Origin of the sequence: Streptococcus sp. HMSC072D07 (assembly GCF_001814835.1) — a bacterium.
In the GTDB taxonomy this organism is placed as follows: Bacteria; Bacillota; Bacilli; order Lactobacillales; family Streptococcaceae; genus Streptococcus.
The window spans coordinates 41,090-53,901 of the sequence record NZ_KV818079.1 but is presented as its reverse complement, the minus strand read 5'-3'; the positions used below and the strand labels follow the sequence as shown (position 1 = coordinate 53,901).

General features: G+C 41.1%; 6 protein-coding genes. 3 read left to right on the top strand and 3 right to left on the bottom strand.

Annotated elements, in window-relative coordinates; translation table 11 throughout:
* On the bottom strand, window positions 1–2,873 hold a 2,873-nt coding region (locus tag HMPREF2991_RS11300), incomplete at its 3' end, for an antigen I/II family LPXTG-anchored adhesin (RefSeq protein ID WP_257372024.1).
* Window positions 2,874–3,037: 164 nt separating this feature from the next.
* Window positions 3,038–4,237, bottom strand: coding sequence for a phosphoglycerate kinase (gene pgk / locus HMPREF2991_RS09085; protein ID WP_001096776.1), 1,200 nt, complete (start codon window positions 4,235–4,237; stop codon window positions 3,038–3,040).
* A 353-nt stretch (window positions 4,238–4,590) separates the two neighbouring features.
* On the opposite strand from pgk, the gene HMPREF2991_RS09080 reads away from it, so the two are divergent.
* Together HMPREF2991_RS09080 and HMPREF2991_RS09075 are read left to right on the top strand one after the other, a co-directional pair.
* Window positions 4,591–5,517, top strand: a complete 927-nt coding sequence (locus tag HMPREF2991_RS09080) for a helix-turn-helix transcriptional regulator (protein ID WP_000764442.1) — start codon at window positions 4,591–4,593, stop codon at window positions 5,515–5,517.
* Between the two features lie 84 nt (window positions 5,518–5,601).
* On the top strand, window positions 5,602–5,970 hold the full coding sequence (locus HMPREF2991_RS09075; protein WP_002879744.1) for a hypothetical protein: 369 nt from the start codon (window positions 5,602–5,604) through the stop codon (window positions 5,968–5,970).
* A gap of 118 nt (window positions 5,971–6,088) precedes the next feature.
* Here the strand turns inward: HMPREF2991_RS09075 and HMPREF2991_RS09070 are convergent, their stop codons facing one another.
* The gene (locus tag HMPREF2991_RS09070) at window positions 6,089–10,813 is read right to left on the bottom strand and encodes an endo-beta-N-acetylglucosaminidase (protein WP_070567852.1); all 4,725 of its coding nucleotides are present in this window, start codon (window positions 10,811–10,813) and stop codon (window positions 6,089–6,091) included.
* Window positions 10,814–11,145: 332 nt separating this feature from the next.
* Between HMPREF2991_RS09070 and HMPREF2991_RS09065 the strand changes: the two genes are divergently transcribed.
* On the top strand, window positions 11,146–12,777 hold the full coding sequence (locus HMPREF2991_RS09065; RefSeq protein ID WP_070567850.1) for a Na/Pi cotransporter family protein: 1,632 nt from the start codon (window positions 11,146–11,148) through the stop codon (window positions 12,775–12,777).
* Window positions 12,778–12,812 lie beyond the last annotated feature (35 nt).

Below are 12,812 nucleotides of genomic sequence, written 5' to 3'. Positions count from 1 at the left end.
TTTGATGGCTCCGGTTGATCTGGAGTTTTTACTGGTGGAGTTGGCTCATTTTCATAGTTTGGTGCTACTGGAGCTGGTTCCAATGGTTTCTCTGTCTCATATGTTGGCTCTTCTGGTTTTGATGGCTCCGGTTGATCTGGAGTTTTTACCGGTGGAGTTGGCTCATTTTCATAGCTTGGTGCTACTGGAGCTGGTTCCAATGGTTTCTCTGTCTCATATGTTGGCTCTTCTGGTTTTGATGGCTCCGGTTGATCTGGAGTTTTTACCGGTGGAGTTGGCTCATTTTCGTAGTTTGGTACTACTGGAGCTGGTTCCAGTGGTTTCTCTACTTCATAAGTAGGAGCTTGTGGTGCAGTTGGTTCTACTGGCGGAGTTGGTTTTTCTAATGTGATGGTTGGCAAATTAGTTGCTCGAACATTTCCGTTAATCGCAAACCAAATATTTGGCTTTTTGGGAGATAATTTCTCTGCTCTACGTGGATCATTCGCTGCAGGCTGTCCCAACACTTCTGAAGACGAAATTGTTCCGATAGTCATACTATTTGAAGGACCTGAGATTTCCACTGCTCCCGCACCATACCAAGAGTTTGGTGCATCTGCATTATCCCAACCAGAATCTGGTTGACTATTCTTATACATGGTGAAGCGGGAACCACCAACTCCTTTTTTGAAGTTTTCAGATTCTGTCGCATAAATTTGGCCGTTCTTTTCACCAACTGAAGAACCCGAAATTTTGATGAAATTCCCAGTATAATCTTTAGCCATCTCGATTGAGTTTGCTTCGCGGTTAAGAGACGCTACAGACATCAAGGCCTTGTCAAAATTAATAATTTGACCATCTTCATCATAGAATTGAAACTCAGTCTTAACGAAGAGAGAGGTAGCATCTTCTGTATTACCAGTATAAGCCGAAGCGAAAACCCCCATCGTTGGGTCTTTAAAAATTCCCAACCAAGCCTTATCATTGCGGAACTTGGAACTAGGATCAAGAGTATAAGTATAGACGATTTTAGAAACTTTTTTCCCTTGATAGTAAGTCCCCTGAAGATTCGTATAAGTTGCTGTTGCAGACTGACCTCGTTTCAGCAGGACTGAAGACCATTCAGTTGGTCCCTTACCACTTGTTACATTTGAATTGTACTCAGAATACTTACCGACTGTACCAAAGCTTTCCTGTTTGTTTGTCTGGTAGTTAGCATTTTGAATGTCTGTTACTTTAAAGTTATCCAACTGGAAGAGTTTATTGGCAAATTCTGCAGTATTCTTCACAGCTGCTTCCATGCCAGTATAGCTAACAAATTCACCAGTTGTAGTCAATGAAAGTTCAGCATTAGGCTCCGATTTGAAAATCAAACTTTGAGCACTTGGGCGACTCAAGTTTCCATCTTCATTCTTCTTTGATTCTGCTAAAGCCATAGCTGCCTTAATTTTAGCCTGCTCATCTTTATAAGCCTGCAACTTAGCCGGATACTCAGCCAACTCTTTCTTATATTTGGCAAGATCAGCTTCATATTTAGCTAATTTTGCTTCATAGTCAGTTTTAGCCGCGGCATTCCGTTGCTTGATTTCTTCGTTTTCAGCTTGGAGCGCTGCATTTTTAGCTGTGTTTTCTTCAACAGCCTTCTCATAAGCTGCTTTAGCATCAGCATTTGCCTTTTGAACACGAGCTAGTTCTGTCTGATAAGCCGCTAACTTAGTTTGGTAGTCTGTTTCGTTAGCTGCATTCGCTTGTTTGACTGCTGCCAAGTCTTTTTCGTATTGTGCTATTTTAGCCTCATAAGTTGCCTTGGCTGTTTCATTTCGTTGTTTAATAGCTTCATTTTCAGCTTGGATAGCATTGTTTTTAGCTGTGTTTTCTTCAACAGCCTTTTCATAGGCTATTTTTGCATCAGAATTAGCCTTTTGAACACGTGCCAATTCTGTTTGATAAGCTGCTAATTTAGCTTGATAATCAGCATCATTATCCTCTTTAGCTTTCTTAATAGCTGCAAGGTCTGCTTCATACTGCTTCATCGCTGCTTCATAATTCGCTTTTGCAGTTTCATTACGCTGTTTAATCGCTTCATTTTCAGCTTTAAGCGCTTCGTTTTTAGCTGTATTTTCTTTTACTGCTTTATCATAAGCCTCTTTAGCTTCAGCATTAGCTTTTTGTACTCGAGCTAATTCTGTCTGGTAAGCTGAAAGTTTATTTTGATAATCCTGTTGACTATCTTCATTTGCTTTTTTGACAGTTGCTAAATCTTTTTGATATTGTGCTAGCTTAGCCTCATATTCTGCTTTAGCTGTTGCATTAGCAGTGTTGATTTTTTCAACTTCTTCTTGATGACTTTTTAGATCTTTTTGGTACTTGTCATCCGCTGCTTTGTTTTCAGCATTGATTTTATCTGTTTCAGCCTGATGAGCTGCGACTTCTTTTTTATATGCTTCAGTTGTTGTCTTTACTTCTTCAGCCTGTTTAGCATAGTCGCTTTTAATCTCATCTTGTTTTTGAGCATTCTCTGTAGCAGTTGTGGCTGTTCCTTTGTCTTTTGTTTCATCTTGAACTACCTTAACTCCTGCAGATTTTGCATCAGCAACTGCTTTATCCAAATCAGCTGATGATACTTCTACTGGCAAAGCTGAGTCTTTAGAACCAGCCTTAGCTTGGCTTGCTTTGGCAACTTGGCTCATTTCACCCTGAGCTTCAGGTAGATTTGTGGCTGGGTTCCCTGTAGTAGCTACCTCAACTGTACTTGTACTAGTTGTCTCTGTAACTTCATCAGCAAATACTGCTTTGTCTGCAAAAGCAATCAAAGCAGTTCCTAAAACAGCACCACACAACGTTTTCGCAACTTTGCTTTTACGAAATCCATAGACTTCTTTTTTATTTTTCATTATAATCCTTTTCCTTATCTAAATTTAGTCGTTACTTTTTATACTAGCACTTTACAAGGCAGGATGCAAATATTTACTCTTTTTTTATTTATAGAAAAATTCCACCTATTTATAAATTAAATTAAAAAGAAGATGGTCACACCATCTTCCTTTAGTTAAACTATTTATTTTTCAGTCAAAGCTGCAAGTCCTGGCAATACTTTACCTTCAAGGAGTTCCATTGATGCTCCACCACCAGTAGAGATCCATGAGAACTTGTCTGCACGGCCAAGGTTGATGGCTGCAGCAGCTGAGTCACCACCACCGATGATTGATTTAACACCAGGTTGTTTCACGATAGCGTCCATGACACCGATTGTACCAGCTTGGAAGTCAGGGTTTTCAAATACACCCATAGGTCCGTTCCATACAACTGTTTTGGCACCAGTCAAAGCTTCGTCAAATTTAGCGATAGATTTTGGACCGATATCCAAACCAAGGAAACCTGGGTCTACTGCTTCACCTTCAGTGTCTTTCACTTCAGTGTAGTCAGCAAATGCGTTTGCTTCTTTTGAGTCAACTGGCAAGATCAATTTGCCGTTTGCTTTTTCAAGAAGAGCTTTCGCAACATCCAATTTGTCTTCTTCTACAAGTGAGTTACCGATTTCGATACCTTGAGCTTTGTAGAATGTGTAAGTCATCCCACCACCGATAAGCACTTTATCAGCTTTTTCAAGCAAGTTTTCGATAACACCAATCTTGTCTGAAACTTTTGAACCACCAAGAATCGCTACGAATGGACGTTCTGGAGCTTCAACTGCTTCTTGGATGTAAGCAATCTCGTTTTCAAGAAGGAATCCAGCAACTGCTTTTTCAACGTTTGCTGAGATACCAACGTTAGATGCGTGTGCACGGTGAGCTGTACCAAATGCATCGTTTACGAAGATACCGTCTCCAAGTGATGCCCAGTATTTACCAAGCTCAGGGTCATTTTTAGATTCTTTCTTGCCGTCAACATCTTCGAAACGAGTGTTTTCAACCAAGAGAACTTGTCCATCTTCAAGAGCGTTAACAGCGGCTTCCAATTCAGCACCACGTGTAACACCTGGGATAAATTTAACTTCTTGTCCCAATTTAGTAGCCAAGTCAGCAGCTACAGGAGCAAGTGATTTACCTTCTTTGTCTGCTTCTTCTTTTACACGTCCAAGGTGAGAGAAGAGGATTGCACGTCCACCTTGTTCAAGGATGTACTTGATAGTTGGAAGAGCTGCAGTGATACGGTTGTCATTGGTAATCACGCCATCTTTAACAGGTACGTTGAAGTCAACACGAACGAGAACTTTTTTCCCTTTCAAGTCAACGTCTTTAACAGTCAATTTTGCCATTAGATATGACTCCTTCTTTTTTTATACGTGTTAATTATATCACAAAATCAGCAAAAGAGATAGAAAAACCCTAAACTTTTCTTGTTCATTCTTCTATCTACTAACCTAAAAATCTAGGATTACCGTACGGGAAATGGCAATTTTCACATAATTCGGTTGGAATAATTTAGGTAAATTTCTTGATTGATCTACCTAATTACTTCTATACCATTCTTTTTCTAACATTTTAATCCTTAATATTCTAAACTCTACAGTCCTTCTTTTTGAATTGCTAGGTTTCTTATTATACAATATAACTAAAATAGTTTCTTTAGTTTGTGCTATTTGAGATTAAAAGAAGGGGAATTGCTACCATGAAATTAGAAAGACTAATCTATATTTTACTGTCTCTTTTAAATAAGAAGAGAATAACAGCTAAAGAGATTGCAGAGAGATTTGAAATATCTACTCGAACTGTATATAGGGACATGGATACACTCAGTTTAGCGGGGATCCCAATCTATTCGGAACGTGGAGATAAGGGAGGTTTCTATATACCGAGCGACTATAAGATAGACAGAAACTTTTTCACTGAGGAGGAGAGACAGTTTATCATTAATATGAGCCAAAATGTTAGTAAAATCGTTGGCCATTCAAGTCTTGACAGTATCGAACACAAGCTGTCTTCTCAAGAAATTACAAGAGCAAACAGTCCTTTTTACTTTGATCTCAGTTCCTGGACTCTTAATACAAATTATTTACTAGACATTGAGGAAGCGATACAATCTAAACAGATGATTTCTTTTTCTTACTATTCGAAAAAACAAGAGAAAAGTCAGCGAACAATTATCCCATACAGATTGATCTATAAACTGAATGCTTGGTATGTTATCGGTTACTGCTTAGAAAAATTAGATTTTCGTATTTTTAAATTAACTCGAATTCGAGAACTAGAACCAGTGGAGATAAAAGATAAATCATTCGATTATCCACGTTTATCTCAAGAAATGTTAGAGCTTTTTTTAAATCCCCCAAAACATAAAGTGGAGGGGCAAAGAGAAGAAATCGAACTAGTTTTTACAAGATTTGCACTTCCAAAAATCTACGATCACTTCACGGAAGAAGAAATCAGAGTCGAGGACGAAATAATAAAAGTTCAGGCATTTAGAGCTTTAACTCCTTCATTTTTTGATTTACTATTAAGTTTTGGTTATCAAGTAAAGGTCGTATCCCCAAGTCACTTACAAAATCTACTGGTCAGTACTCTCAAAAAAAATCTTCAGCAATATGACAACCTGTAGTCATATTTCCTTTTGTATACTCTTAAGTGGGCAAAATATTTCGTGATATTCATCATAGCCCAATTATTTTACAGGAGGTTCCAAATGGATACAAAAACACTTGCAGAAAGCTATTTTACGGCAGTAAATGAGGGAGGCTGGGAAGATTTCGTAGCTGAAAACTTTGATTATGGCATGTGCGATAGTATAGAAATTCGACAAGGACGTGATGTTTATTTGCAAGGCGCAGGCCAATTCTATGCTTTAAGCCAGCATCTTGAAGTGAAGCAATTACTTGTTGATGGTCGAGCAGTCTCAGCTTTAAATCGCTACCGTCTACATTCTCCTCAAGGAAAAGAACTTGAACTGGATGTCGCAGAATTTCTGAAATTCGATGAATTTGATAAATTAGTTGCATCCAATATTTATTTCGACACCTATCGTTTCCAAAAATTTATCCAAGGAATTGAATAACAAAAATCTAGCTTCAAATTTACTCTTCAATTTCAAAACTAAAAACAAGGTCTAACTAATCTACAGTCAAACCTTGTTTTTTTATTTTTATGAGAAAATCCAAGATTCGTAAATCTGATTAGTCTTCTCTCTTCTTTCCAGCAAGCAAGCCGTAGCCACTCATTAGTCCGAGGAGTCCCAGCGCTACTAGACTAGCATCTCTTGTCGCTCCCGTATTTGGAAGCTCTTTACTTACTTCTTCAATTTTTGCTGGCGTTGCTGAGAGCGCTTGATCCCTTGTTTGTGAGACTTGCTCTTCTTTCGTTCCTACTTCGACAATTTCTGGAAGAGCTTCCTTGAGAACCTCAGTAGAATGAAGGGTGCGTTTGCCCTGAGCATCAACTTCTACAAAGCGACGAACTTGGCCTTCAACGCCTGCTTGAACTAGCTGGCGTTTGCCTTTGAGAAGGGCTGCATTTGGTCGTTCTTGACGTTCGAAGGAAACTGTTCCCTCTTCAACTTCCAGTTTCGGAGTTTCTAGAACTAAATCTTTCACACCTTCAGCTGGTTGGTTGCTTGATAGAACTTTTGTTCCAACTTCGGTGATTTCTGGGATTGCTTCCTTGACTACCTCAGTCGAACGAAGAGTGCGTCTACCTTGGGTATCTACTGCTACAAAGTGGCGAACTTGACCTTCAACTCCAGCTTGCACAACACGGCGTTGTCCTTTGAGAAATTCGGAGTTTGGTCGCTCCTGACGTTCATAGGCTGTTGTTTCAGTTTCAATAACTAGTTCAGGGAGGGCCTCAACCGTCGGGGCCACTTCATTTGGATCCATGCTACCAACATGATGGCTTTCTTCTGCAGGAGCTAGTTTCTTATTCAGCTTTTCTTTCATTTCTGAAAAAGCTTGTGGAGTTGGCATCTCTGAAGCTAATAAAGTTTCTGCTTGTTCAATCAACTCAGCTTTAGGATCTTTTTCACGGACAGATTCGAGCAAACCTTCCAATTCTTCTCTAGCTGTCTGATAACGTTGATTTCCATCCAAGTCCGCTCCAGCTTGTTTCAATTCATTCAAGGCTTTATTGACTTCTTCTTGACTGGCATCATGGTTTTCTGCTACAGCTTTCGCTACATTGAGCTTCTCTACTAGTGCTGCTTGTTTGTCCTCGCTTGAGAAGGTGTAGGCAAGGGTTGACTGACGGCCTTGGGCAGCAGTAATTTCTTGTTTGAGGTACTCGTCGTTGACAGCTGCTTTTGGAGAAACCAAGACATCGAACTCAGCTGTGTGTCCCTTGTAATGCAAGGTCAAGGTTTGTCGTCCAGTCTTTTGAGCATCGTAGCCTGTAATTTCAACACCTTGATCTGTAAAGGCATGGCTTTCTTCTGTCTCATCATCATAGAGAACGCCGAAGCGACCTTCTGCAAGATCCAGTTGATCTCCTACTAGATAGTCTGTTTTCGGTTTCTGAGTAATGTACAAGCCTGCTACTTCTTTCGGCTTCCCTTCATCTTGACCAGTCACTTGTACTTTTAAGTCACCAGTAACCGAAAGTCCAAGGTAGCTGACTGTGAGCTTTTGTTCCCCTTTTTGATGAGCGTCGTATCCAGAAACAGTCACACCTGAGTGAGTAAGGTTAATCAGCTCATCGGCTTGTCCCCCTTCGTACTGAACACGGAGGGTTCCGCCTCTGAGGTCAAGTTTTTCTCCCTCTTTGTAAACTATCTTCTTAGGTCCTTTTTCAAGGCTAACTGCAGCAATTTTTCTCTCATCCTGCGGAATCGCTACAGCCAAGGTGTTACTGATTTCTTTGCCAGGTAGTTGGGTACGATAGTAGAGGAGAGTTGGTTGCTTGTCAAAGCCCAATGGTGCTGTTGCCAGGTCGCCACCAGTTTCAGACTTCAAGGTTGCAATTGGTGTTTGTGAATCTGCCTTGTCGTAAACGGTGATAGTTGCACCCGCTGGAACATCAGAGAAACCAAGTTGAACTTGGTGGTTTCCAAGTGAACGGGCAGCTACCTTAGCCATTGGAATATTTTGACTTTCTGTGTCCAAGGTTTCGTACATCTTCCAGTTGTAGATACGAATGGCCTTCCAAGGTGTCCCATTATCTGAAGTGATAACTTTTAGGCGCCAGTCTTGGGCAGTGATTGGTTTGTCAAGAGTGATATCTGTCACGTGTGCTTTGTTGCCACGGACTTCCTTAGCTAGTTTCCACTCACCATCTGTATCCTTGTAGTAAAGATCAAAGTCCTTGGTGTTCATCAAACCATCGTTGACAGACTCACCACCAGCTCCCGCATGATCCATGACCCATCTAACAACGGTACGTGACTTGGTCAAACGAATATCCACACTACCGCTCAACTGAGCTGAAGACCACTTGTCTGACAGACTTGTAATCGTACCATTCAACATGCCTTCGATGCCTTCCCCGCCTTCAGTATTCGGGAAAGTGCTACCAATAACCGTTGCCCCTGGAACAATATTTTCAGCCAAAGGTCTTGGGAGAGTTGTATCCTGAACAGTCATGCCCCAGTTGAATGACGCAGTTGCAGCCTCAGAACGGAGTCCATTTTTACCAACTGCAACGACTTTCAATTCCTGAGTCGTACCAGTCGCATTAGCAGAACGGCTAACTTTTGGCAAGTAGATGGTTGAAGCAGATGAACCCGTCAACAAACGCCAGTTGTCACCGTCTTTTTCATAGACTTCATAGAAATCTGCATCTTGGTTACCCGTAAATTGAACAACTGCTTCAGCTTCTTGAGCATTCTTAAGAGATTGTTTCACTACTGAGAGACCTGTAGGTGCTTGTGGCGCTTGGTGATTGTCCGAGATAGTTAATTGTCCTAGGTTGAACTGGTAATCTTTTACAGAACCTTCATGCTCGAAGAAGAGTTTGACTGCATAGATGGTTTTTCCAGCTAGTGAGCTAAGGTCAAATTCTTCATTCTTCCAGTCATCAGAGAGAGTCAGTTCTTTCCATGCAGCTGCATCCTCAAATTTGTAGTCTGGAGTCGTAGAGAAGGCCATATAAACTTTAGAGCCTTTTCCTCCCTTGTGGGCAACCCGAAGTTTGGTGTTTTCAGTTACTTCTAGTTTGGTAGAATACAAATTCACATCCTGGTCCGTCTTACCAGCTACATCACCTGAGAATTTAAGGGAGTTACCTCCATTATAGGCATCTGTAAAGTCATATTCTGCACGAAGTTTTTCCCCCGTTGAAGTCTGCCACCAGCGCCATGTTGGCAAGACACCAGAAACAGAACGGTAGTTCCACTCAGAATCCTTAGAAACTTTACCGTCAACAAACCATTTTCTACCATGACCTGTATTAAAAGAGGTGGTGAAGGTACGTCCTACTGCTGGTGTACGGTCAGCAACTAAATTGGCAATTCCATACCACTCTTTATCTGCTGGTTTTTGAGCCGTTGGATCTCCTTGGTAACCTGTAAAGAAGATGTCTTCGTTCTTGTGGTAGTCTTCGCCTGTTTTTCCTAGACTGGTAATCGTATCTGGTGCAAAAAGTCCTAACGACAAACGCAACTTGCCTTTTTCATCTAAGAGGGCATCCCATTTGACTTTGGTCTTATAAGAACCACCTTGTTGCAATTCCAAGCCTGCAAAGACATCATATTGACTACGCTCTAGCCATTTGGCCATCTCTACGGAGTGGTCATTCTTTTCCTTGTTCCAGTTGAAATTGGCAAAAAATTGATCTGCAGGGACTTTGTCTCCTTCTTTTTGCATGAACTGGTAGTTGTAATCACCTAGACCATCTTCGTGGTAACGACCATATTTGTAGGTCATGGCATCGTACCAAGCATACTTGATTGGGTGGTTGACCTTAGCTGCATATTCTTTTGTATAGAGCATGAATTGGCGCATTTTTTCACCAAGAGGTGCTACCAATTCCCCCGTTGTTTCCTGATTAATGAAATATCCATCAAATCCATAGTACTTAGCAAGATCGACAAGTTTCCGTGCGATAGGGAAGGTGCCATCTGCATCTTGTTTCAAGGCAGCTGCAAATTTCTCTTGGTCGGCAATGCTATTTGACCAGTTGAAAAAGAGTGTTCCATAAACGGGAACTCCGTTGCGGTGACCGGCATCAATGACATCTGGAGTTGGAACTAGACCTTCCCAGAAGACCATTGAATCCAAGTATTGCCAGTAATCAAAAGCGTAGGCCTTGAATTCCTCACCACCGACAGAAGCGTGGTCTTTAGCTTTTGAGTTGGTATTTGCTAGAGCTTGAACCTTGGCTCTTCTGCTTGCTTTTTCATTAACCAACTGGCCTCTATGGCGCTTGGCGAGTTCAACTGATGAACGGTTAATGGGATCATCCTCACGCGCACCCGGTTCCCATTTCAACAAATCCTCCCAAGTATCAAATTTGATTTCTTTTGGTCGGAGACTCTTTTCTTCATTTTTAGGAACGTCTGCTAGAGTCGGTTTGTCGGCTTTCTTCTCAGTCACTTGAGGAGCTTCCGCTGGTTTGACTTCTTCTTTTTCAGTTGGTTGAGCAGGTTTTTCAGTTTTATCTGTCAGAGCTGGCTTCGCTTCTTCTTTTTCATTAACCAGATCCGTTATTGCTGGAGTGTTTTCTGAAATTGGTTGCTCAGCTACTTTGTTTTCAGTTTCCTCTAATTGTTTTTCGAGAGCTGCAGTATCTGGATTAGTTGTCTCACTAGTACTTGTCGCTTTAGCGCTCGTATTTGCAGCTGTTTCAGGGACTGCGACTTGTTCGGCAAGAGCTGGACTCACAAATAGAGCTGAACCAATCATCAAGGAACAAGCCCCGATTGACAGCTTACGAATACTGTAACGGCAACGTTTTTCAAAAAATAGATTTTTCATCTTATCCTCCTAATAAAATATAAAGTAAGCGCTTTACTTTTTGATAAAAAGTAACTGTTCTCAGTGCACACTACCAGAACAGAATCATCTTCATTTTATCCTATATGAAAGCGATGTCAATCTATTTAACATAAAAACTATAACTAGGATAATAATCAGTAAAATTTGGACACAATCCTATAAATCATCTATCTTAAAGGGAATCTATCTCTCATTTTGAAAGAAAGTTCTTGTTTCTTATGAAAATTTCAGCTAAACACTTGTGAGATTTACTTTTATCCTTTAAAATAGAATAGGAGAAATTCCGTTATTATTTTTCGGAGGAAAAAGAAATGTCCATTAATTGGCAGGAAATTTTATTTCACTTTTTAGGAGGTCTAGGACTATTTTTATACAGTATCAAGACCATGGGAGACGGTTTGCAACAAGCTGCTGGAGATCGCCTTCGTTTTTACATTGACAAGTACACTAGCAATCCCTTTTTAGGCGTTCTAGTCGGAATCGTCGTGACTGCCCTGATTCAGTCAAGTACGGGGGTTACAGTTATCACGGTCGGACTGGTCAGCGCTAGTCTTCTCACTCTTAGACAGGCTATCGGAATTATCATGGGAGCCAACATCGGAACCACTGTTACTTCCTTTATCATCGGTTTCAAACTAGGCGAGTATGCTTTACCCTTGATTTTCCTTGGAACCATGTTCCTCTTCTTCACAAAAAACAGAACAGCAAACAATATCGGGCGCATCCTGTTTGGTGTAGGGGGAATCTTCTACGCTCTCAACCTCATCAGTGCCGGGATGAGTCCACTTAAAGATTTACCACAATTCAAGGAATATATGGTAACCTTGGGACAAAATCCTATTTTAGGAGTGGTAGCTGGTGCAGTGATTACCGTCCTCATCCAGGCATCTTCTGCAACTATCGGGATTTTGCAAGGTCTCTATGCAGGTGGGTTCCTTGACCTTAAAGGTTCACTACCAGTTCTTTTCGGAGATAATATCGGGACAACCCTAACAGTTATCATTGCGGCAGCTGGAGCCAATGTCTCTGCAAAGCGCGTTGCGGCAACCCACGTTACCTTTAACGTTTTAGGGACTATTCTTTGCTTAATCTTATTAGGCCCCTTTACTGCTATGATCGAGTACTTCCAGGCACTCCTTCACCTCTCACCTGAGATGACCATCGCCTTCTCGCACGGTGCCTTTAACGTAAGTAACACCATTGTACAATTTCCATTCATCGGAGCCTTGGCCTACTTTGTAACCAAGCTCATCCCTGGTGAAGACGAGGTTGTCAAGTACGAGCCCCTTTATCTCGACGAGCAACTTATCCAGCAATCTCCTTCTATAGCTCTAGGAAATGCCAAAAAAGAACTCTTGCACTTGGGGAACTATGCAGCCAAAGCTTTTGACCTTTCTTATACCTATATCATCGGTTTGGATGAAAAGGTAGCTGAAAAAGGACACAAGACAGAGGAAGCCATCAATACCATCGATGAAAAACTCACTCGTTACCTCATCAGACTCTCAAGCGAATCCTTGAGTCAAAAGGAAAGTGAAGTCTTGACTAACATCCTTGATTCATCTCGTGATTTGGAACGGATTGGGGACCACGCAGAAGGCTTGCTCAACCTAACAGACTACCTCCAACGTAAGAATGTTCAGTTCTCTGAAGCTGCTTTGCAGGAATTGGCGGATATCTATCAAAAAACTACTGACTTTATCAAGGATGCCCTTGATAGTGTGGAAAACAATGATATTGAAAAAGCTCAGAGTCTGATTGAACGCCATAAAGAAATCAACAATATGGAACGTGTTCTCAGAAAGACCCATATCAAACGCCTTAACAAGGGTGAGTGTTCTACACAAGCTGGAGTCAACTTCATCGACATCATTTCCCACTACACTCGTGTGTCTGACCATGCTATGAACCTAGCCGAAAAGGTCATTGCTGAACAAATATAAGTACCAAAAAGCTATCCTGAATGGGATGGCTTTTT

Excerpts from the sequence above, each read along its gene's own strand:
- HMPREF2991_RS09075 (WP_002879744.1), top strand. The coding sequence starts at position 5,602 with ATGGATACAAAAACACTTGCAGAAAGCTATTTTACGGCAGTAAATGAG.
- pgk (WP_001096776.1), bottom strand. The coding sequence starts at position 4,237 with ATGGCAAAATTGACTGTTAAAGACGTTGACTTGAAAGGGAAAAAAGTT.
- HMPREF2991_RS09065 (WP_070567850.1), top strand. The coding sequence starts at position 11,146 with ATGTCCATTAATTGGCAGGAAATTTTATTTCACTTTTTAGGAGGTCTA.
- HMPREF2991_RS09070 (WP_070567852.1), bottom strand. The coding sequence starts at position 10,813 with ATGAAAAATCTATTTTTTGAAAAACGTTGCCGTTACAGTATTCGTAAG.
- HMPREF2991_RS09080 (WP_000764442.1), top strand. The coding sequence starts at position 4,591 with ATGAAATTAGAAAGACTAATCTATATTTTACTGTCTCTTTTAAATAAG.